Consider the following 22420-nt stretch of genomic DNA (forward strand, 5'->3'; position numbering starts at 1 on the left):
CAAACCGAGCTATTCGCTCTGAACCCCTAACTGCTTCAAATACGTCATAGCCAGTTGACCCGCCTGCCGCCCCGCATCGAGTTCACCACAAACATGCGCCTGAACAATCGCACCTTCTTTAAGCAATGCCAGCGTATCCGCGCCTTGTCGCACTTGCTCTGGGGTCGCGCCAACCTGATCCAGGATGTCAGCAAAAAGTTGTTTGATCGATTGCTTATGATCGGCACACCGCTGATGAACGGGATGTTCTGGATTGGCGTACTCACCACTGGCATGAATAAAAAAGCAACCATGAAACGGGCGCATCATAGGATCACGTTCATGAAACCAGTCATCCAGTGCCGCAAATACGCCCTGAACCGCCAACAGGCCTTCACCAGACGCCTGTATACGCGATATTAACCAATTCTTAAACTCCTGATGACGATAAGCCACCACGGCTTCAATCAATGCGTCTTTACTTGAAAAGTGGTGATAAAGCGTTTTTTTGGCAACGCCGGCCTCCTGCAGCACTTGATTAATCCCCACCGCATGAATGCCATGGCAATAAAACAGCTCAAAAGCACATGCCACTAGCTGCTGTCGTTTGTCCATGCGGTTTTCTCCTTCGCTAAACGCGGCACTCTCTCAAGGTCAACGCTTGCTCAAGGTCAACGCTTGGAATTGAAGCCTCTTGAGTGATTGAAGCCCCGACAATTCGAGGCAAGGCGTAAATTCAAGATAAGACACAGCTTGACTCAAGTAGACAAACTTGTCTACTCTAACCACCCAAAGGAGACAGATCGGTCTACCTTGCTTGAACGACATATTCCACACCATGAGGATCTCAAGATGCCATCACTCTCATCTCCCCATATCGCCTTGATCGCAGGCCTTGGCGCAACCGTATGTATTAGTGCCCTGGCGTTATTAAGCCAACACTCTCCTGGAGCGCTATGGCTGATGGCCCCCTTTGGCGCCACCATGGTGATTATGTTCGCATTACCCAACAGCCCTTTGGCACATCCTCGCAATATTATAGGAGGCCACCTCCTGACCAGCCTAGTCGGGCTCTGCTTGCTCTATGGACTAGGAGTTTCTCCACTGACACTCGGCTTAGGAGTTGGGATCGCACTCATGCTGATGATGCTCACCAAGACCACACACCCTCCCGCGGGCGCTAACCCTTTATTGATTATGTTGACGGGTCAACATTGGGACTTTCTGCTCACCCCGGTTTTGAGCGGCAGTGTCTTAATCGTTTTATTCGGTTGCCTTTATCATCGCTGGGTGAGTCACCAGCCTTATGTGGGCTTCCAAAAAACATGACTCACATCAGCCTTGGGCAACCGTCATGCCCTCCGAAAGTCTCTGTGAGCAAACGAAAACGGCTATCATGGTCCACTCGCCACTACCGATCACACTAGAGGATTAAATTGATGCTCATGAATCTCAACCGATCCCAAGCGTTGCGACAGCTGCTCGGGTTCATGCTGCTCGGGGCATCAAGCTCAGTCATAGCGGCGGGAGTTATCGAGATGTATAAAAGCCCTTATTGTGGCTGCTGTAGTGCTTGGGCCCAGCATATGGAATCCATGGGATTTGAAGTCAATAGCCACGCCATCAACGATATCAATGCCAAAAAACAACAACTTGGCATTCCGGCTCAGTTAGCCTCATGCCATACCGCAATGATTGAAGGTTACCGAATCGAAGGCCATGTGCCCGCCCGAGAGGTGCAACGCTTGTTAGATGAACGCCCCAATATTTCAGGCCTTGCGGTTCCCGGTATGCCCCACGGGTCACCCGGCATGGAAACAGGCCGACAAGAGGCTTATACCGTCTATGCCTTTGATCTTAAACATCGTACATTAGCGCCTTATCAACGTTATCCCAGCGAATAAGCCCGGGGCCGACGATTCAAAAACGCGGACATTCAAACAGGAGTACTATTGTGGAACTGGTCACCTGGTTGACTTATCTTGGGGTCATTACCGCCCTGATCGCTTTTCCAGGCCCGGTGGCCTTATTATGCGCCAGCCATGGCCTAAAGCATGGACACCGACGAACACTGAGTACGGTGATAGGCGGTGCATTAGCCGCGCTGATCATGATGACCTGCTCCGCTCTGGGCCTAGGCGCGATTCTGGCCACATCAGAAATGGCATTCTTAATACTCAAGTTCGTCGGCGGTGCTTACCTCATCTGGCTCGGCATTCAAAGCTGGCGGGCGCCTGCAGAAACCCCTCAGTGGACGCCGTCAGAAGAGCAGGCTGAACTACAGCCTCTCTCATCATGGTCGCTATTTAAAACGGGCTTTACGGTGGGGATCAGTAACCCCAAAGACCTCCTGTTTTTTGCTGCTTTATTTCCTGGCTTTATCGTAATGGATCAGCCACAGCTCCCACAGTTCGCAATATTGGCAATCACTTGGCTTGTCATCGATACCACGTTAATGTCGCTCTACAGTGTACTCGGGGCCCAAGCAAGTCGCTGGTTCAGACATGCTCATCATGTCCGTTGGTTCAACCGGATTACCGGTAGCCTTTTCATTACCGCTGGAAGTGCGCTACTACGAACGAATCGATAACTCGCCTACCAAACAGCCCATTAGCAAGCCCCGTTTACTGGAAAGTGGCTGTAAAGCAGATTATATTGCTGCCACTTTCGTATCACATGACATAGACGGCTTCATTTTGCATCAGCCTTCGTTATGTCTTTTGGCGCTGCCTCTATGCATTGACTGTGATCCACTGACTCCAACCGTGAATGTCTCATGCATCAACTCAAACGTAGTGATCTTCTTGCCTTGGGCTTTATGACCTTTGCCCTCTTTCTCGGGGCCGGTAATATTATTTTCCCACCTGACGTTGGTCGAACCGCAGGCGAAGCTGTCTGGCCCGCGGCTTTTGGCTTTCTCAGCACTGGCGTTGGCCTACCGCTTTTGGGCGTCGTCGCCGCAGCGATTATCGGCGGAGGTTTAAGCGACATAACCCAGCCATTACCGCGCTGGGGAGCGGTTATTTTTGGCTTATCGATTTACCTCTCCATCGGACCGCTTTTTGCCATTCCACGTACCGCCACGGTCGCCTATGAAATTGGCGCAGACCCTTTTATTCCTGGAGATTCAGCGCTCGGGCTAGCCCTTTACATTGTGGTCTTTTTTACTATCAGCACTTTATTAGCGCTGTCTCCCGGCAAATTGATGGATCGTGTAGGGAAATGGATCACACCCGCGCTCATTGCAGTCCTGGCCATCATGGCCATTGCCGTCCTCGTTGACCCTCAGGGGCCCATTGGCCATCGTGATGCCGAACTGTCAGGTAGTGCCTTTGGGTTCGGTTTTCTTGAGGGTTACCAAACAATGGATACCCTGGCCTCAGTCGTGTTTGGCATTGTGATCATTCAGGCCATTCGTGATAAAGGCATCAACGAACGCGCCCAAATCACTCGCTACACGCTGATTGCAGGCTTTATTGCAGCGCTTTGCCTATCGTTGGTTTACCTACCACTGGCCTGGCTTGGCGCCACCAGCCATACCATTGCCCCTCACGTGGCCAATGGCGGTAAGATGATTGCGCTTTATATTCAAGGCATTTTTGGCGCCTGGGGGCAGGTCATGTTAGCCATTGTCATCTCATTAGCCTGTCTAACCACCGCCATAGGCTTATTAACCTGTTGCGGCGAATACCTCCACCAACTGATGCCGCGACTGCCCTACAAACCGACAGTGATTGTGCTGGCAATTTTCAGTGCCTTGATCGCCAACCAAGGGCTCTCCACGATTATTCAGTTCTCAATTCCAGTGCTGGTGGCCCTTTACCCACTCACCATGGTGTTAATTGGCCTGTCACTGATTAAACCTTGGCTACGAGATCCAGAGCGGGTTTATCGCATAGCATTAGGCCTGACGCTTATCATCAGCCTCTATGATGGCCTCAAGCAGGCAGGCGTCGAGATGGGAAGCCTCGCTCACTATTACCAGCAACTGCCATTGGCCTCCGCGGGAATTGCTTGGAGCTTACCGGCAGCATTGGGGTTATTACTGGGTTTACTCATGCAGCGTCGTCACTCCAAGCTCGAGCAAGTCCAGTCATCCCAGGGATGACCGAAAGCCGCAACTGTAGCCCAGCACAATAAGCCCCGCATAAAAAAACCGGAAGCCAACGCTTCCGGTTTTTTATTCTGCAAGATCTAAATGCTTGGCACTCCTTAGCGCACCACACCTCTCACAAGACAAAGTTCTCGATTACTCATAATCCGGCTCAACCTGATGAGGAATCTTATTCACAATATAAGTGTAGATCGTAGGTACGACATACAACGTCAACAGTGTGCCAAAGGTCAGCCCCCCGACGATCACCCAACCAATCGCCTGACGACTTTCGGCCCCTGCACCGGTCGCTAATGCTAGCGGCACATTACCCAACACCATGGCACCCGTCGTCATTAGAATCGGGCGTAACCGCAGCACCGACCCTTCAACAATAGATTCAAATTTATCCTGACCTTTCTCGCGGAGTTGATTAGCGAATTCAGTCATCAAAATCCCATGCTTGGTAATCAGACCGATCAGTGTGATCAAACCAATCTGACTATAAACGTTAAGACTCCCGCCGGTGGCCAACATGGTTAAAACCGCGCCCAGAATAGCCAAAGGCACCGTTAACATAATCACCATGGGGGAACGGAAGCTCTCGAACTGCGCAGCCAACACCAAATAGATAAATCCAAGCGCCAAAACGAAAGTGACCATGAGCGTATTGCCCGATTGAATGAACTCCCGCGCCTGACCGGCATAATCAAACTGAACCCCTTGAATCCCCATCTCTTGAGCAGTCTGTTCGATGGTCTCGCGTAACCAGGTCAAGGCTTCACCTTGAGTCATACCTGGCGCCAAACTGGCCTCAATGGTTGCAGCACGCAGTTTATTAAAGTGATTCAGCTCTTTAGGTGCGACAGTTTCTTTAATCGTCACCAAGTTCGACAACTGAATCATTTGCCCTTGGCTGTTGCGCACATAAATTGAGTTCAACGCATTAGGCGTTGTCCGTTCGGCATCCTCAACCTTGACGATGACATCATACTGCTCATTACCTTCGCGATAACGCGTCACCGTTTTACCCCCTAAGAGGGTTTCCAGGGTGCTGGTGATATCGGACACCTGAATCCCCACCGTCGCGGCCTTATCACGGTTAACATCAATCTCCAGCTGAGGCTTATTGAGCTTCAGATCCATATCCGGACGAATCAATTTCCCACTGGCATAGACCTTACCCATAACGGCATTCATCAGCCGCTCAAGATCTGCGAACTCGCCGGTCGACTGCACCACAAGCTCAACCGGTCGGGCCACAGGGCTTTGTCCCAAAGAAGCGGGTAACACAGGGAATGACATAATACCGGGAATACCGGCATACATAGGCCCTGACAACTCACCTGCGATCGCTTGAGAAGAACGCGCTCGCACCTCCCAATCTTTGAGTCCGGCAAACGCAATTACATTATTTTCTGATGGGAACAAACCGGTAATGACGAAATAACGCTCAACTTCCGGCACCTTGGCAAACATGCCTTCAAGCTGTCGACTGTAAGGATCAAGAAACTCAGTCGTTGCGCCTTCTGGCCCAATCCCAAAACCGATAATGGTCCCCCGGTCTTCAGTGGGCGACAGTTCAGAGTTCAAGTGTGTGAAGGAGTATGCCATCCCGGCCAGACAGCCCACCCCCAACAACAACATTAACGGGCGCACTTTCAGTGTGGCTTTCAGGCTGCGACGATAGAGATTACTCAACCCATCAAGAACCTTCTCACCCCATAAATAGAAGCGCCCATGTTGCTCATGTTTCAATAAGCGAGAGCACATCATGGGCGACAGCGTCAACGCCACAAAACCGGACACAATCACTGCACTGGCAAGCGTCAACGCAAACTCCGCAAACAACTTACCGGTTCGCCCTTCGGTAAACGCAATCGGCGTGAATACCGCAGCCAACGTGATCGTCATGGCGATGACGGCAAAACCAATTTCTTTAGACCCTTTAAAAGCCGCCTGAATCGGGCTCATGCCCTCTTCGATATGCCGGTAAATGTTCTCCAGCATCACGATCGCATCATCGACCACCAGACCGATGGCCATGACCATGGCCAATAAAGTCAAGGTATTGACGGAATAGCCCAGCGCGTACATGAAGATGAAGGCCCCCACTAACGACACCGGAATCGTCACCAAAGGCACCAGGGTGGCTCTTAATGAACGTAAGAACAGGAAAATAACCAGGATGACCAGAATAACGGCTTCAAATACCGTGTGGTAAACCGCCTCGATCGAGCGATCGATAAAGATAGAAGAGTCATAGGCCACATTGACCTTCATACCTTCGGGCAAGATGCCTTCAATCTCAGGAATCATCTCCCGCACACCCTCTGAGACTTCTAGAGGGTTGGCGACGGATTGTTTGACCACCCCAAGCGCAACTGCGGTCTTGCCATTAAAGCGCACCGTACCGCGATCCCTTTCAGCCCCAATCCGGACTCGAGCGACATCCGACAAACGCACCAGATAGCCGTTATCGTGACGAAGAATAATACGCTCAAACTCTTCAGGTTGTTTCAGATCGGTCTGCGATAGCACCGTGAACTCACGGTCTGACGACTTCACCGTACCCGAAGGCACTTCCAAATTTTGGCTGCGTAATGCATTGGCAACATCGGTCACGGTGACGCCATAAGCTGCCATGCGTGCCTTATCCAACCAAATCCGCATCGCATAACGCCGCTCACCAAAAATACGGACTTCAGCGACCCCTTCGACGGTTTGCAATCGATCTTTCACCAGTCGATCGGCATAGTCCGTCATTTCAAGCGGTGTATGATTGGGGCTGGAAAATGCCAAATACATGATGGGCTGAGCATTCGCCTCAACTTTAGCGACCACCGGCTCATCAATATCATCCGGCAACTGGCCGCGAACCCGGCCAACACGGTCTCGCACATCAGAGGCGGCGGTATCGGCATCACGATCTAGCTTAAAATTAATCGTGATTTGACTCTCTCCTTTTCGTGAGGAAGAGGTCATAAAATCAATGCCTTCAATACCAGAAAGAGAATCCTCCAGCACATTGGTCACCTGAGACTCAATGATACTGGCATTGGCACCGTCATAAGTCGTTTCAACAGAAACCGTTGGCACATCGATATTCGGGTATTCGCGCACCGATAGCCTGTCATAAGCAATGATCCCGACTAACAGGATCAACAAGCTCATGACCGTAGCCAGCACAGGGCGCTTGATCGACAGTTCAGATAACACCATATTGAAGCGCTCCTTACTGTGAGTCAGCGGGTGCCGGCAAATTAATAGGCACCGCTGCGGCACCAGGCTGCAGCTTCATTTGTCCTGCGGTCACGATGATATCGCCTGGCGCCAAGCCTTTCACAATACGCACCTGACCCGAGCGACGCAGTCCTATTGCCACAGGCGTAATCTCAACCTTGCCATCGACCAGTTTGTAGATCAGCTGCTGATGTCCTTCAGGCACCAACGCATCTTCCGACACCATCAACGCATCGGGAATCGTCTCCAGCGTAACGGTCACCCGAGCAAAAAGTCCCGGTTTCAATTGCCCTTCATCGTTATTCAACCGCGCTCTTACCGTGAAATTACGGCTGTTATCATCGATCGCAGGGGATAAGGCATAGACTTGCCCGGTAAAACGCTGACCCGGCAAAGCATCGAGCGTAATCGCCACCGACTGATCACGCTGGAGATCACTGACGTAAATTTCAGGCACCTGAAATTCAAGCTTAATGGGATTCACAGACACCAGCGGCGCCAAAGACTCGCCAGGGGACACGTACTGCCCAAGACTGACCTGTCGCAACCCCATCACGCCATCGAAAGGCGCCACTAAAGACATTTTATTGATACGCTCACGCGCCAGCTCAACTTCAGCCTCATCGGTGCGCAATTTAGCCAAAGCCGCATCACGATCATTGGCGCTGCCTACATTTTTACGCAGCAGCTCATTGGCACGACGGTATTCCAATTGACTGAGTTCACGACTGGCTTCAGCTTGTTTCAGCTGAGCCCGCTCAATGGAGCTATCTAAAGAAAACAGCACATCACCGGCAGAGACCGCCTGGCCTTCATCGAAGTGGATTTCACTGACTCGACCCGCCACCTCAGGGCTGACCACGACACTTTCATTCGGTGTCAAAGAGCCCACCGCTTCAAACTGCCGCTCAATCCTTTGAGGTTTCACTACCTGAGCTTCTACGGGGAGTCCCTGCGATTCTTGTGCCGCGTAGAGGGAGGACGAAGTGGCGGCCATCATAAGTGACACAGCCAATACTCGCAGCATGGCGCGCGGCAAGCAGAAATTTTGAACTGGGCGTAACATAAAAGGGGCGTTCCTCTGCGTTATCTGGAGAACTCACATGACCGCTACGATAGCGTGAATTCGGCACTATCATTCGGCTGTTTTGCGTCTTTTTGTCGTATCGCTCGCAGGGTAATCAGCCCTCATCGAAGCTGAACAACCTGATATCGATCGGTTTACCCTTTATATAGGACTTTTATATAGGGTTTATTTTTAACTCTGATGACTCATCCCTAATAAAGCTCATCCCTAATAAAGCTCACCTATAGTGAAACTCATCCAAGCTTGAACATCATAAGCAGGCGATACGGCGTCCAATGGCGCTTAACGTTCGGCAGAACGTCTTTCCCTGAACTTAGTCTCATCCTAACCAATATGACGGGCAGAAACGGGCACAAAAAATAGTTGCCTGCCTATCGATAGTGACGACAAAGTGCTGGACGCATCATCCTACCCCATGTAGACTGACCAGTCTAATCAGGTTCAATTCCTTGATTGAAGGCCGTGTCAATGCCCGGATCTGCGCATGGTCTGGCGTCACACCATGTTCACCGCAAATCCCGTACAATGAAGCATATGGTCATCATATCAGCGGTCATATCACCGCGATGTACTGTGGTGCAATCTCTTATTAGGTATCCCGTTTACAAGCCACCTGCTTATAAACACCAGCAAGGGAAGCCATCATGTCCATTGCAACAATGATCACTGCAGTATTGCTGACCCATGCCCAGTCCAGGACTGACCTGAATCATCTTGACGAACGCTCAAGCGCAGAGGACGTCTACATTCATGCGACGTAAAACCCTATTAGCCAGTGCCCTGGCGTTACTGATCACCCCGGTCGCCCACGCTACAGACCTAATGGATATCTACCGTGATGCGGTCACTCAAGATACTCAACTGGCCATTGCCAAAGCACAGTTAGAACAGGTGCGTAGCCAAGCCGATCAGGCTAGCGGTAATTTGCTACCACAAATTTCGGCTTCCGGCACTTACAGTCATAATGATGTCGATGCCGACGGTAACGACATGGATTATGAGAACCTCAACCTGAACCTTCAGGCCCAACAAATTCTGTTTGATGGCAGTGTCTGGAACAATCGTCAAGCGGCTGATGATCGCTTGAAAGCCGCCGTCTCTCAGTATCGCGATACTGAACAGAATTTATTGCTGCGCACGTCCCAAGCTTACTTCACCGTACTGCGTGCTGAAGATAGCCTGACAACGGCCCAAGCAGAAGAAGCGGCGATCAAACGCCAACTGGATCAGGTCAAAGAACAGCACGAGGTCGGCCTTGTTGCCATTACAGGCGTGTATGAAGCCCAGGCCGCTTATGACAGTGCCCGAGCTTCTCGAATTGCAGCAGAAGGCCAACTTGTCGTCAGCTATGAAGCACTAGAACAGCTGACCGACAAAAACTATGAAAACCTCGAAGTGCTGCAACGTGACTTCCCTATTCAGCATCCAGCCCCGCAGGATAGGACCGTCTGGGAACGTATGGCGCTCAGCAACAACCTCAGCTTGGATACCGCCCGAGATAATGTCAACGTGGCTCAAAGCAGCCTGAAAGCCAAAAAAGCAGGCCACTACCCGACATTATCATTAGTGGCGCAGCACGACCGTAACTCTGACTCGCCCAATGGCACTGGCACAATCGAGCAAAACACAACCACCGTAGGCGTGAAGGCCAGCCTGGAAATTTATTCTGGGGGCACCACCAGCGCCGCTATCCGCGAGGGCAGCTTTGCACTGGAAGAAGCTCAGGTGTCACTGGAACAGGCTCGCCGCAACGTACTGCAAAATGTGCGCAGCACCTATACCCAAGTCAACACCGACATCCAAACCGTCGAGGCTCAACGTTTAACGATCAAATCCAGTCAAAGCGCCTTGGATGCCACTCGCGCAGGCTATGAGGTCGGTACCCGTAATGTCGTCGATGTACTGAATGCAGAGCGCAACCTGTACGCCGCACAACGAGATTATGACGATGCGCGTTACGACTTCATCATTGACCAGCTCAACCTGAAGCGTGCCGCTGGGAGCCTCACAGAGCAAGATATCGAAGCACTCAACCAGTGGTTATCGGATTCACCCGCACCGCAAGAAGCGCTATCATCCGATCGCTAATGTCAGCTTAACCCCTGACTTGACCACGAACACTACTCGCGATCCCCGCGCTTATCGTCAGTATCCACAGCCCGATTGAGACCAATCGAATGCAGTGGATACTGGCTTCAAGCGTGGGGTTTCTTATTCAACTGATCGCGGCGCCTGGAAAAAGATATAACGCAGCTCATGGCTAAAACTCGCTATCCCAAATCTTATGCCCACCCCCGCTATTGGCCAACCTGGTTCACTATTGGTGCGATGCATATCATGGCCTGGCTACCGACACCTTGGCGAACTCGTCTTGGTCGTGCCCTGGGTTGGCTCGCTTGGCACTTGGCTAAACGTCGCCGACATATCACCGAAACGAATATTCGTCTAGCATTCCCGGATCTCTCATCAAAAGCGCAACAAGAACTCGCTTATGAGAGCTTTATCCAAAATGGAATTTCACTCCCGGAAACGGCTGTCGCCTGGTGCCGGGATATTCAGTTTCTACGTACCAAGACCACATTTAAAGGTCTGGAACATGTCGATAAAGCGCTACAAGAAGGCCGTGGTGCGTTATTGATGGGCGCTCATTATGCCGTACTGGATTTGAGTGCGGCACTGGTCAATCTAGAGCGCACCGTTGATAGCACCTACCGCCCGCATGACAATCCATTGTTCAATGATTTCATGATGAAAGGCCGCGCCCGTTCATTAGAGGAGGCCTTGGACAAAAACAATCTGCGCCGAGTGCTGACCCGATTAAAACAGAACAAGCTGGTGTGGTATGCCCCCGACCAAGACTATGGGCGTAAGGTCAGTGTCTTTGCGCCATTTTTTGGGCAGTCAGCGGCTAGCATTAAAATGACCGCGCGCATTGCCAAAATGACCGGCACCGCTTGTATTCCACTGCGAGTGCATCGCAAGCCAGATAATGAACATTATGAAATCGAATTTTATCCCCCTCTAAGCGACTTCCCCAGTGGCGATGAAATCGCCGATGCCAGGCGGGTCAACGCCGCGCTGGAGCTCATGATTGAGCAAGCGCCCGCTCAGTACATGTGGATGCATCGACGTTTCAAAACACGCCCGGAAGGAGAGGCCAGCGTTTATTGAGATTCGGCGGCAATCAGTAGGCTTAACATCGCCCGCCGCCACTTTTAGCATGATGTGTTCACAACATGATGTAATAATCAACACTTCAATCATCGATTTGTGAGCTGATGCTCAGGAGCAGGTCATGCCGACAACCGAAACCAATCGCGACTGGGTCAGTGCCGCACTGGATGCGGTTGAGGAATGGGTTGTCGTCGTCGACCAGCACGCTCAGGTCGTCTTTTTAAATCGTCCTTACCGACAATTTTTAGACGTCACCCCCGAAACGTCCTATGGCCGCCCGGTCACCGAAATCATTGAGAATACGCGGCTCCACCTGGTATTAAAAAGCGGCATCGCAGAACAAGGACGCCTACAAGAAATTCAAGGGCGTCATATGATCGCAAACCGCTACCCAATCCTGGAGCAAGGCCAAGTGGTCGGCGCCATTGGCACCGTACTGTTCCACGATACTCATGAGTGGCGCATGATGAATACTCAAGTACGCGCACTCATGTCAGAGTTGGATTTCTATCGCCGAGCATTAGACAATCAACAAAGCGGTGCCCGCTTTCATCTTTCTGACATCATTGGCCATAGCGCGGTCATGCGTCAGCTCAACGATAAGGTCAAGAAAATTGCCAGTGGCGATGCTGCCGTCCTGATTCGTGGAGAGTCCGGCACCGGAAAAGAGCTTTACGCTCATGCCATTCATTTGCTGAGCGACCGATCGCACAATAGTTTCGTGAAAATTAACTGTGCGGCCATTCCAGAAAATCTGCTGGAAGCGGAGCTTTTTGGTTATGAAGAAGGGGCTTTTACCGGTGCGCGCAAAGGGGGCAAACCAGGAAAGTTCCAGCTCGCCGACGGTGGCACACTATTTCTCGATGAAGTTGGCGATATGCCTTTGGCCATGCAAGCCAAATTATTGCGCGTCCTCCAAGACCGGGAAGTCGAAGCCATTGGTGCCACACAGCTCAAACCGGTGGACGTTCGCGTCATAGCGGCCACGCACCAACCCCTTGAAGACAAAGTCAAAGCGGGCATGTTTCGTGAAGATCTATATTACCGAATCAAAGTGGTCCAACTTGAGCTACCTGCGTTAAGAGAGCGTCGCGAGGATATCCCTGCCCTGGCCGATCATCTGTTAGAGCGGTTAGCTCGACGCACTGGGCGCCATAAACCCAAGTTAACCGCACAGGCACTCACACGGTTATTGGAACATGACTGGCCCGGTAATGTACGAGAGCTGGAAAACTCACTGGAAGCCGCGTTCTATCTCAGTCATGGTCACAAGATTACGTTACAGTCGCTGCCAGAAACACTGACACATGCCTTGATGCCAGCACAACAGCCTGGTCATACTCTACGTGAGCGGCTAGCAGCCGCCGAATACGAGATTCTAAAAGAAGCACTGGCAGCCTGTAATGACAACAGAATGGAAGCCGCCCATTTTCTGGGGATCGGCAAATCAACGCTATACGATAAACTCGCCAAGTATCAGCTTTAACGGGTAATGTCGTAACGGGCGATTATCGCCGCCCGTTGATGATCACTTTTCAAACTTGGTCTTGCTTAAACTCAGCCTTCCTCAAGTTTTATCCTATTGAAATACTGACGGCTTCGCTTCTATCTCGCCGAATTTACCGTTCTCCCCTGCATTCATGTCCACCGTCTAAAATTCCGAAAATCCGGACATAATCCGAAAATTCGGAAAGCATGAAATCCAATTTAAAACGAGGCCTTCAAAACAAAGGCTGGATTTTCACACTCCATCCTTCCGGATTACCGGAATAAAGGCGCATATCGCACCCCATCCGAACATTACGTTGACGTAACCGTCAATCTCAGCTATTGCTAACTTACTGAATACACTGGTGCTAATCGGTTCACGGCACACATCGTGATATCAGTCAGGCGGGCACAACCGAACCCTTCTTTAAAACCAACAACTTGGACGTATTTAAAACCAGCAATTTGAACGTAAAAAAATAGAACACCAACAGCAAAAAACAACAATGAGCAGGAGCCTTTATGTCACGTCATCTCACAAAAACCGCATGGGCTATGGTGCCCTTACTGTTATCGACCAGCGCTGTCGGCTGGGCTGACGGTCCACGTAAACTGGACGTTGCCAGTACTTTCGGCACTCAAAACTTTCTTGGTGCTGGGGCCGTACATCTGTCAGAAACACTGGAGACCGCATCATCCGGCCAGATCAAACTCAAGGTTCATGAGCCCGGCGATCTCGTTCCACCATTTGAGGTCTTTAATGCGGTGTCCACCGGTGCTGTAGATGCAGGCTGGGACTGGATGGGGTATTGGGCCGGTACCGTCCCGGTGACCAACCTTTATGGCGCCCTCCCTTTTGGCCCCTCTCCTGAGGCCTTTATGTCGTGGATGTGGGCAGGCGAGGGGCTCGACATCATTCAAAGCGCTTATGATCCCTACAACATCAAAGTGCTGCCTTGCTTACTGTCACCCCAAGAAACAGGGGGGTGGTACAACAAAGAAATTAATACCTTGGAAGATTTCAAGGGCCTGCGTATGCGGATCTCAGGTCTTGGCGCTAAAGTACTCAACAAGCTAGGCGCCTCAACCCAGCTGATACCAGGTAATGAAATTTATCTAGCGCTTGAGCGTGGCCGCATTGATGCCACAGAGTTTTCGATCCCTCAGGTGGATCAGGCGATGGGCTTCAGTGAAATTGCCAAATACTATTACTTCCCCGGCTGGCACCAAAGCGCAAGCTGGTTCTCCTTGCTGATTAATAAAGATCGCTGGAATGCTTATAGCGATCAGCAAAAAGCCCAATTCGAGGTCGCGTGTCGTGCGACTCAGCAGTGGGCGTTGGCTGAAGCCTCTGCTCGCCAAATGAAAATTGTGGAAGAGCTCAAAGCTCAAGGCGTTGAGGTTCGTCGCTTCCCCGACCCGGTACTACAAGGGCTGAAACAAACCTGGGCTGAAGTTCGCCAGGAAGAAATGCAACAGCATCCACTGTTCAAAAAAGCCTATGAGTCATTAATGGCGCATGCCCAATTGGTGAATGATTGGTACAAGCTCCAGGAGACGCCCTGATATGCCAGATTCGCGCCCAATAGCGCGCCCGGCCGCCTTACTGGCGGCCTTGGGTGAGCGTTTGATCAAGCTCGGGGTTAAAGTGGGTCAGGTCTCTAGCTGGCTGGTGATTGGGGTGATGGTCACGGTGCTAGGAACGGTGACGATGAATGCACTCGAAGTTAATCAGCTATTCAGCTGGGACACATCCATCCCTATTTTCGGCCAGGCCTTCACAATTAATAGTATGACGGAGCTGCAGTGGCACCTGTTTGGCATTCTGACTCTGCTGGGCGGCACCTATGCGATGCACTCAGATACCCATGTGCGCGTCGACCTTGTATATCTACGTTTATCTCCCAGAGGACGACATGCGATTGATCTGATGGGTCATCTTTTGTTGCTCATGCCTTTTTGTTTCCTGATTGCTTGGCTTTCCATTCCCTTGGTCAAAATGAGCTTTATGTCTGGGGAGCAATCCAATTATGGCGGCCTAACCGACCGCTATTTAATCAAAGCAGCGCTCCCCATTGGGCTCAGCTTTTTGGGGCTGGCAGCCTTTGGGCAAGCCTGCTACCACTTGGCTGGCTTGATTGACCCCCGCGTTCATATCGATGAGACAACATCAATAGACTCAACCGAGGAGAATGCCCATGTGGGATGAGTACGGGCTGGCCATATTGATGGTCGTCGCACTATTAGGGGGCATCTTTTCCGGCTATCCCGTCGCCTTTTTACTGGGCGGGCTAGGGATCCTGTTTTCCTTTATCGGCGATATCCCCCTCCCCTTTCTCGGCACCGTCAGCTCACGTATTTTTGGCGGCATTATTGAGAACTGGCTATTGATGGCCATTCCGCTCTTTGTCTTTATGGGGCTAATGCTAGAAAAATCAGGCGTTGCTAAACGCTTGCTGATGACGCTACAGCGCCTGTTTGGACGGGTTCATGGCGGTCTAGCCATCTCCGTCGCTTTACTCGGTGTCATCATGGCCGCCAGTACAGGCATTATTGGCGCCTCGGTCGTGATGCTTGGGCTACTAGCCCTACCGGTGATGCTCAAACAACGTTATCGCCCAGAGATGGCCTGTGGTGTCATTGCCGCATCAGGCACCTTGGGCATTCTGATTCCACCGTCCATCATGTTGGTGCTGATGGGCTCGATATTACAGGTCTCTGTCGGCGCACTCTTTAAAGCCGCATTAGTCCCCGGTTTACTGCTCGGCGTTCTGTATATCGGCTATCTATTGGTCATGGGCTGGCTCAAGCCAGAATGGATGCCTTTACCGCAACAAACTTCAAGCAGCACGGCTGAGACTGATAATGCTGAGGGCCTAGACCTCACGTTTGAGGACGATCATACCCCTTTACCTCTGGCGTTATTGCGCGATTTAGTGGGGCCTGCCGTATTAATGACCGCCGTACTGGGTTCGATTATGACCGGCATTGCGACGCCCACTGAAGCCGCAGCGATAGGAGCGGCAGGCGCCTGGATTCTCGCCCTGGTGAACCGTGCCAGCCAGTGGGCAACACTGCGTGAAGTGGTCTACGACACCTCGAAAACCAGTGCCATGATTCTTTTTGTGGTGATCGGGGCGACCTGCTTTTCAGTGGTCTTTAAACGACTCGGTGGCGATGATCTGATTGAATCACTGGTCACAGGAACGGGGCTCGGCCCTTATGGTCTATTATTATTATTGATGGGCCTTATTTTTATTCTGGGCTTCTTCCTGGAGTGGATTGAGATCAGTTACGTCATCCTGCCGCTGCTGGTTCCCATCGTTGAACAATTGGATTTTGGCCTGGGGCTGTCGTCACAAGCACTCTTGATCTGGTTTGCCGTCTTGGTGGCGATCAACCTACAAACCAGCTTTTTGACCCCTCCCTTTGGCTATGCCTTGTTTTACCTTAAAGGCATCACAGAAGGCCAGATTGGTATTGGCACCATTTACCGCTCAATTCTGCCTTTCGTCCTGCTGCAACTGACGGGTCTAATCATGTGTATTCTTTTCCCAGCCTTAGCCCTATGGTTGCCGGATCTGATGCCATAATTCATCGGATAAAAGGAGCATTATCATGTCGCAACCCTCCGTACTGATTACGGGTGCAGCCAGTGGCATCGGCTTGGAAATTGCCAAAGCTTTTGCCGCTGAGGGCGCGCGCATTGCGATTATCGACTTGAAGCAGGAAGCACTGCATCAAGCCCTCGAAACACTGGGCGGGACGAGTGGAACTCGAATCGGCATTGCCTGTGATGTCACCGACGAACACGCTTTTACTCAAGCCATTGATCAGGTGATCGATCAATTTAACGGTCTTGATGTGCTGATCAATAACGCAGGCATTCAACATGTGGCCGCCATTGAAGATTTTCCCTCATCGCAATATCGAAAACTGCTCGACATTATGCTGATCGCGCCATTTCTCGCTATTCAGCGCGTGTTTCCGACCATGAAAAAGCAAGGCCGTGGCCGCATCATCAATATGGCCTCAATTAATGGATTAATCGGCTTTTCAGGTAAAGCGGGGTACAACAGTGCGAAACACGGTGTTATTGGTCTCACCAAGGTTGCGGCACTCGAGGGGGCCGCTGAAGGGATTACCGTCAATGCACTCTGCCCGGGCTATGTCGATACGCCATTGGTGCGTGGACAACTGGAAGACCTGGCGCAAAGCCGAGGTGTCGCACTCGATAAAGTGCTTGAAGAGGTCATTTACCCGCTGGTCCCTCAAAGGCGATTACTCGACCCTCAAGAAATCGCTGATTACTGCCTCTTCTTGGCCAGTGATAAAGCCCGCTCAGTGACAGGGCAGGCCGTTGTCATGGATGGCGGTTATACGGCTCAATAAATCACCTTAAAACCACCTTATTCACGTACAACAATACCTTATCGTTACATTAATCTCGATCTGATCGACCGGTCACTGCAGTGGCCGGTCACACGGCTTAAGATCTGATCAACACATCCTGGCTAGACCTGACGCCCATTCAAAATCTTATTCAGAATTAGAACGCCTCCAAGCACGGTCTTCAGGCAAACCGCCCCTAGCTGAGTGCTTGAATCACAGGTTTATCTCATCGCCAGCCCCTCATTAAAGCCGTGATATCAACACCACTTTTCGCAGACTTTCAAGCGAAAAATGACTAGCAGATAAGCGTCAATGCGTAATCAACGGAAACAAATCATCACAATACTCCTTTTTTGAAGTACCCTAGCAATCGTTAGGATGAAGAGAGATTTCCTGTATCCTGTATCCTGTATGACAAATTAAATAATTATTAATTACATAAGCGTTTTCGAGGTCGACATGCGTCTGAACTTGTCCATGAAACAATCCCTTTATCTCATACTGGGACTTGTCATCGCTGGTATGGCACTTCTATCTGCAAGTGGTTTGCATAGCTTGAACCAGCAAGCCGAGACATCAGCTAAAGCAGATGCCTTGAGCCATAGCGCCATTCGAGTGCTTAAGCTGCAGAACGAGTTAATGAATGTCCAAAAGCATATCGACAAAGCCACACCCTCAGAGCTGGCTCGTCTACATCAAACACTGGGCGATCTACCGAAAACCTATCAAGAAACATTGGCACCACTGGTCACACAACTAGGTTCCGAGTCGAACCAACAAGTCAAAACACTGAATCAATTGGGAACGCAATACTTCCAAGGGATGAACACCCAACTGGAACAACGGACTCAATTAGGCCTAGATTACCAATCAGGAAAACTCGGTGAATTAGAGTCAGCGGCCAAGAAGTTTGTTGATGAAGCCGGCTTTCTCAAAACCATTGCTAACGATTTCAACACAGTACGCAGTAAGGAAAAAGCCTTTCTATTATCGCCCTCAAAAGAATTACAGGCTCAGTGGATTAAGTCCATTCAAGACCTGGTTGACCGACTGGTCATGACCGGCTTTGACGATCAATTCCTTTCATTACTCGAAAGTTATCGTACCGTGGCTAAGCAAGTCATCGATCTTAAAAATAAAGACACCTCCACGACCGATTCTTTGAAACAACAAGAAGCAGTCGTGATGTCGAAGCTCTCTCAACTGGCCGATGAGGTTTCCGGTACTCAACTGGAAAAAGCCCGTCAGGAAGCCGACCAAGCGGCCAGCCAACAAAAAATGGTCGCCATCATTATCGGAGTTGTCGTCTCTATCGTCGCCGCTTTAATCGTTGTATTTCTGGCGCGGATGTTAACAGCGCGCGCTCATGAACTACTGACGGGGCTTGAGCAGGTGGCTGCTGGAGATCTACGAAACCACCTGGATGAGCATAGCAGCCAAGATGAATTCTCCAGGCTGGCACGCGGCATCAACCGCATGATTGACTCCTTATCCACGCTGGTGGGGACACTACAAAGCAATAACAAGATCCTGCAAGACACCAGTCAGCAACTGGAACAGCACGCCGAAGCACTACAAGATGATGGTCAAGTATTGAGTCAACGGAGTGATGCCCTGGTCAGTGCTACCGAACAAATCAGCGCCGCAGCCCAAGAAATTGCCACCACCACCGAAGCAGTAGACCGAGATTCAGGAGACTCCCATGCCGCTGCAGAAGAAGGCGCTCGCGTCATTACGCAAGCCCTCCAAGCAATGGAGTCGATCGGCACGATCGTTGATGATGTCAGTCAGCATGTTGATTTATTGGGTAAACGCTCTGAAGAAATCAATGGTGTCATGGATCTGATCAGTGAAATTGCAGGGCAAACCAATCTGCTGGCGCTGAATGCAGCGATTGAAGCGGCACGCGTCGGAGAACATGGACGAGGCTTTGCCGTCGTGGCAGATGAGGTCCGTTCTTTGGCTGAACAAACGGTTAAAGCGGCTGAAGATATTAATGAACGTATCGCCGCCATCCAACAAGATACGCAATCCGTCATCAGCGGTGTTCGTCAGGCTCAGGAGCGCGTCAATGACGGGCGAGGCTTAGGCGATCAGGCTCTCGGCGCGATCAAAGGCATCGAGAGCAGCTCAGAAAACACATCTGGCCGTATTGCGGAAGTTCGTCAGGCGATGCAAGAAGTCGCTGAAACGACCAGTGACATGGCCGTTCAAAGTGATGGGGTTGCCGAACTGATCCAACGTAATACCCAGCACAGCCAATCACTCGCCGCGGCCACCATTCAATTGCAACAGCAAGCGAAAGAGATGGCGGAAGGGGTCAGTCGCTTCCGGTTGTGATAGCGTAAGACTCGATCAGCGAGACAGACAGCCTGAGCGGCGCTAACCACTCGCCTCTTTTATGATCGCATCACCCTCAAAGCGCCCTGGGACTCAGTTCCAGGGCGCTTTGATATCAGCTCATGACCAACGTTGAGCCAAAGCACATCTCTGACAATACTTCCGCCACGTTGAATGACTTGTCCCATGATTCAGCGAACACTAACCTAATACTTCATCTGCTGCTTGTTGAGGCCCCATGTTCATCAATCTTCCGGAAACGGGTGTCGAGCATCGCGCGGTGCTGTGGCTATCAGGCACAGCACAGCAAACTCGAGAGCGCGCCTGTCAATTACTGCACAAGGTACCTTTCCAGGCGCCTTTAATGACGCGACCCCATCTATGGCTTGGACGTGAGGAAGATGCCCCCGAAGGCTGGGTGACACGCCAAAATGCACAAGCCCGACAAAGCCTAGGGCAAGAATATGGCACTCTGGTCTACGATGCTCATGAAGGATTTGATCCAGATGCCTTTGGCGCTTTAACCGGTACTGTGAAAGCAGGGGGGTGGTGTTTTTTACTCACCCCTGAGCACTGGGCCGAACATCCCGATCCAGACTACCACCGCCTAGCTGACTGGCCTCATCAACCCGAAAAAATGAGCCGCCACTTTCTTCAACATTTGAGCCAACGCTTACACAAGCAAGCTCAAATGGGCACAATCGGGCACTGGTCTGCTGAAGCACTCGCCCCTCAGTGGCCCCGCCAACGTGCCGCCGCTCGACGAGTCGAACAACCTGATGCGCCTTACTTAACACCCGATCAGGCGATCGCAGTTCAAGCCTTAAACCAGCAGCTTCCCTACAGCAAAACGCCCTATTTGCTCACCGCTGATCGTGGCCGTGGAAAATCGGCCACACTCGGCTTAGTTGCCGGAGATTGGTTAGAGCAAGGTCATGGCGATATCCAATTAACAGCACCTCGCCCGGAATCGATTGAAACCGTTTTGACCACTTTGACGCATTACTGGCCCCAAGCCCAACGTCAGGGACACGTGATTCAGCTCAACCAACACCGCCTACAATTTCATGCCCCAGACGATCCAGAGCTGATCCAGTCACCCGCCAGCCTGCTCCTGGTGGATGAAGCTGCAGCGCTACCTATTCCAGTGTTATCACATCTACTGACAGCACAATCGCGGGCGATTCTCGCCACCACATTACACGGCTATGAAGGCAATGGGCGCGGCTTTGCCTTAAGGTTCCCTCACTACCTGGATCGCCATTACCCCGACTGGCAACGCCTACGTTTACGTCAGCCGATTCGCTGGCAAGCGGATGATCCCCTTGAGCAACTCACTCGGCAACTGCTGTTGCTAGACGCAGAGCCTCCCAAACCGGCGATGATTGATCAGGCCTTGAATACCTGGCCTGTGACTTATGAACGCTGGGATCCTGCCGATGATCTTGACCAACCAGAACGGTTAGCTGAATGCTTCGGGCTACTGGTCTTGGCCCACTATCGCACCACGCCATCTGACTTCCGCCAACTGCTGGATGCCTCCGATCGCCAAGTGTGGATTGCACGGGCCGGGCAAATTCCAGTAGGCCTACTACTGACACGCGATGAAGGCGGCTTTCCAGAACCACTCGTTCAGGCGATCTGTATGGGACAAAGACGACCACAAGGTCATCTGCTGGCCCAGTCGCTGGCGTTTCATGGCGGCTTTGCTTCAGCCGCACGCTATCGTTGGCGACGGATTGTCCGACTGGCCATCCATCCAAACGCTCAGCGTAGAGGGATTGGCGAAGCATTATTGCAACGAGTGATAGAAGCCACTCAGGAAGAGCAGCAAGCCCATGAAGCGTCTTTAGACGGGCTAGGCACCAGTTTTGGTGCAGAAGCGGGTCTTGTTCAATTCTGGCATCACTGCCATTTCGCCGCCGTCCGTTTAGGGCTCACACGAGAGCAATCAACAGGCGAGCATGCGCTGCAGTGGCTATATCCACTGAGTGATCGAGCGCGCACATTAACTCAACAAATGCAGACACGGTTAGCCGATCAGCTTCCCGGGATTTTGCACCACCCCAATAATCAGCTCTCAACCACACTGATCAGCCGCTTATTACAAGCATTACCTGTTCCTCGATTAACATCACAGGATCAGATCGAATTACATTATTTTATCGAAGGCCATCGTCCCTTATTAATGACGCAGCTGGCACTCAGTCGAGCCTTACCTGGGTGGATTCAAAAGGGTCTAGACAGTCTGACGACTCAAGCCCTGATTCGCCTATGTTGGCAACAACATGATTTCAATAGCACCTGCCAGTCGCTAGGATTTACAGGACAAAAGACCCTGTTACGCTATCTCCGACAGCAACTGCGTCATTGGCATCCGCCACTAGACCCCAGCCTCATCACGGAGCCTACGCAGCCCGATACTGACTCACAAAGCCACTCACAAAACCGATCATAGAACCAATCAAAAGCCCAATGAGTGAAAGGTGGCCACTTGCCCAGTAATTGACCCGGGGAACCGGACTGCTAAGATGCCGTCTTAATACTTTGCACCGTTCAAAGCGGTGCGGGGTAATCTGAACGAGCACTTGAAGCCATCATCTGATCATTCTGCTTTCATCTCT

16 protein-coding genes are annotated in these 22420 nt (G+C 51.3%); 13 read left to right on the plus strand and 3 right to left on the minus strand.

All coding sequences use genetic code 11. The features are described 5' to 3' along the window. Positions 1–9: 9 nt before the first annotated feature. Positions 10–594 (minus strand): TetR/AcrR family transcriptional regulator, encoded by a 585-nt coding sequence (locus tag BFW38_RS12860; RefSeq protein ID WP_068999272.1) that lies wholly within the window; start codon positions 592–594, stop codon positions 10–12. Positions 595–831: 237 nt separating this feature from the next. Between BFW38_RS12860 and BFW38_RS12870 the strand changes: the two genes are divergently transcribed. From BFW38_RS12870 to brnQ, 4 genes are all read left to right on the plus strand, one after another. Continuing rightward, positions 832–1308 carry an HPP family protein gene (locus tag BFW38_RS12870; protein ID WP_068999274.1) on the plus strand — a complete coding sequence of 159 codons (477 nt, stop codon included), beginning with the start codon at positions 832–834 and terminating at the stop codon, positions 1306–1308. Positions 1309–1418: 110 nt separating this feature from the next. Next, complete coding sequence (locus tag BFW38_RS12875; protein ID WP_245686150.1) at positions 1419–1883, plus strand: DUF411 domain-containing protein; 465 nt, start codon at positions 1419–1421, stop codon at positions 1881–1883. Between the two features lie 50 nt (positions 1884–1933). Next, positions 1934–2569 carry a LysE family translocator gene (locus tag BFW38_RS12880; RefSeq protein WP_068999275.1) on the plus strand — a complete coding sequence of 212 codons (636 nt, stop codon included), beginning with the start codon at positions 1934–1936 and terminating at the stop codon, positions 2567–2569. A 186-nt stretch (positions 2570–2755) separates the two neighbouring features. Continuing rightward, complete coding sequence (gene brnQ / locus BFW38_RS12885; RefSeq protein ID WP_068999276.1) at positions 2756–4087, plus strand: branched-chain amino acid transport system II carrier protein; 1332 nt, start codon at positions 2756–2758, stop codon at positions 4085–4087. 141 nt (positions 4088–4228) lie between these two features. On the opposite strand, the gene BFW38_RS12890 is transcribed toward brnQ, so the two are convergent. Together BFW38_RS12890 and BFW38_RS12895 are read right to left on the minus strand one after the other, a co-directional pair. Further along, the gene (locus BFW38_RS12890; RefSeq protein WP_068999277.1) at positions 4229–7294 is read right to left on the minus strand and encodes an efflux RND transporter permease subunit; all 3066 of its coding nucleotides are present in this window, start codon (positions 7292–7294) and stop codon (positions 4229–4231) included. Positions 7295–7307: 13 nt separating this feature from the next. Then, positions 7308–8381, minus strand: coding sequence for an efflux RND transporter periplasmic adaptor subunit (locus tag BFW38_RS12895; protein ID WP_218186421.1), 1074 nt, complete (start codon positions 8379–8381; stop codon positions 7308–7310). A 771-nt stretch (positions 8382–9152) separates the two neighbouring features. Between BFW38_RS12895 and BFW38_RS12900 the strand changes: the two genes are divergently transcribed. From BFW38_RS12900 to BFW38_RS12940, 9 genes are all read left to right on the plus strand, one after another. Continuing rightward, positions 9153–10490: a TolC family outer membrane protein gene (locus BFW38_RS12900; protein WP_068999278.1), complete on the plus strand. Its 1338-nt coding sequence runs from the start codon at positions 9153–9155 to the stop codon at positions 10488–10490. A gap of 168 nt (positions 10491–10658) precedes the next feature. Then, on the plus strand, positions 10659–11573 hold the full coding sequence (gene lpxL, locus BFW38_RS12905) for an LpxL/LpxP family Kdo(2)-lipid IV(A) lauroyl/palmitoleoyl acyltransferase (protein ID WP_068999279.1): 915 nt from the start codon (positions 10659–10661) through the stop codon (positions 11571–11573). Positions 11574–11697: 124 nt separating this feature from the next. Further along, entirely contained in the window at positions 11698–13062 is a 1365-nt protein-coding gene (locus BFW38_RS12910) for a sigma-54 interaction domain-containing protein (protein WP_068999280.1), read from the plus strand. 524 nt (positions 13063–13586) lie between these two features. Further along, on the plus strand, positions 13587–14630 hold the full coding sequence (locus tag BFW38_RS12915) for a TRAP transporter substrate-binding protein (RefSeq protein WP_068999281.1): 1044 nt from the start codon (positions 13587–13589) through the stop codon (positions 14628–14630). A gap of 1 nt (position 14631) precedes the next feature. Beyond that, positions 14632–15273: a TRAP transporter small permease subunit gene (locus BFW38_RS12920; RefSeq protein WP_068999282.1), complete on the plus strand. Its 642-nt coding sequence runs from the start codon at positions 14632–14634 to the stop codon at positions 15271–15273. Further along, positions 15263–16657 carry a TRAP transporter large permease gene (locus tag BFW38_RS12925; protein ID WP_068999283.1) on the plus strand — a complete coding sequence of 465 codons (1395 nt, stop codon included), beginning with the start codon at positions 15263–15265 and terminating at the stop codon, positions 16655–16657. The genes BFW38_RS12920 and BFW38_RS12925 overlap by 11 nt, the downstream gene beginning before the upstream one ends. A gap of 25 nt (positions 16658–16682) precedes the next feature. Continuing rightward, entirely contained in the window at positions 16683–17456 is a 774-nt protein-coding gene (locus BFW38_RS12930; protein WP_218186422.1) for a 3-hydroxybutyrate dehydrogenase, read from the plus strand. A gap of 459 nt (positions 17457–17915) precedes the next feature. Next, positions 17916–19796 (plus strand): methyl-accepting chemotaxis protein, encoded by a 1881-nt coding sequence (locus BFW38_RS12935; RefSeq protein ID WP_068999285.1) that lies wholly within the window; start codon positions 17916–17918, stop codon positions 19794–19796. Positions 19797–20034: 238 nt separating this feature from the next. Continuing rightward, positions 20035–22254: a tRNA(Met) cytidine acetyltransferase TmcA gene (locus BFW38_RS12940; protein WP_068999286.1), complete on the plus strand. Its 2220-nt coding sequence runs from the start codon at positions 20035–20037 to the stop codon at positions 22252–22254. The last annotated feature ends 166 nt before the right edge of the window (positions 22255–22420 follow it).

This window comes from Terasakiispira papahanaumokuakeensis (assembly GCF_001709345.1).
Taxonomy (GTDB): domain Bacteria; phylum Pseudomonadota; class Gammaproteobacteria; order Pseudomonadales; family Halomonadaceae; genus Terasakiispira; species Terasakiispira papahanaumokuakeensis.

What these genes read in the sequence shown, in the direction of transcription:
- BFW38_RS12860 (WP_068999272.1), bottom strand. Translation starts at nt 594, where the DNA reads ATGGACAAACGACAGCAGCTAGTGGCATGTGCTTTTGAGCTGTTTTAT.
- BFW38_RS12870 (WP_068999274.1), top strand. Translation starts at nt 832, where the DNA reads ATGCCATCACTCTCATCTCCCCATATCGCCTTGATCGCAGGCCTTGGC.
- BFW38_RS12875 (WP_245686150.1), top strand. Translation starts at nt 1,419, where the DNA reads ATGCTCATGAATCTCAACCGATCCCAAGCGTTGCGACAGCTGCTCGGG.
- brnQ (WP_068999276.1), top strand. Translation starts at nt 2,756, where the DNA reads ATGCATCAACTCAAACGTAGTGATCTTCTTGCCTTGGGCTTTATGACC.
- BFW38_RS12890 (WP_068999277.1), bottom strand. Translation starts at nt 7,294, where the DNA reads ATGGTGTTATCTGAACTGTCGATCAAGCGCCCTGTGCTGGCTACGGTC.
- BFW38_RS12895 (WP_218186421.1), bottom strand. Translation starts at nt 8,381, where the DNA reads ATGTTACGCCCAGTTCAAAATTTCTGCTTGCCGCGCGCCATGCTGCGA.
- BFW38_RS12900 (WP_068999278.1), top strand. Translation starts at nt 9,153, where the DNA reads ATGCGACGTAAAACCCTATTAGCCAGTGCCCTGGCGTTACTGATCACC.
- lpxL (WP_068999279.1), top strand. Translation starts at nt 10,659, where the DNA reads ATGGCTAAAACTCGCTATCCCAAATCTTATGCCCACCCCCGCTATTGG.
- BFW38_RS12910 (WP_068999280.1), top strand. Translation starts at nt 11,698, where the DNA reads ATGCCGACAACCGAAACCAATCGCGACTGGGTCAGTGCCGCACTGGAT.
- BFW38_RS12915 (WP_068999281.1), top strand. Translation starts at nt 13,587, where the DNA reads ATGTCACGTCATCTCACAAAAACCGCATGGGCTATGGTGCCCTTACTG.
- BFW38_RS12920 (WP_068999282.1), top strand. Translation starts at nt 14,632, where the DNA reads ATGCCAGATTCGCGCCCAATAGCGCGCCCGGCCGCCTTACTGGCGGCC.
- BFW38_RS12925 (WP_068999283.1), top strand. Translation starts at nt 15,263, where the DNA reads ATGTGGGATGAGTACGGGCTGGCCATATTGATGGTCGTCGCACTATTA.
- BFW38_RS12930 (WP_218186422.1), top strand. Translation starts at nt 16,683, where the DNA reads ATGTCGCAACCCTCCGTACTGATTACGGGTGCAGCCAGTGGCATCGGC.
- BFW38_RS12935 (WP_068999285.1), top strand. Translation starts at nt 17,916, where the DNA reads ATGCGTCTGAACTTGTCCATGAAACAATCCCTTTATCTCATACTGGGA.
- BFW38_RS12940 (WP_068999286.1), top strand. Translation starts at nt 20,035, where the DNA reads ATGTTCATCAATCTTCCGGAAACGGGTGTCGAGCATCGCGCGGTGCTG.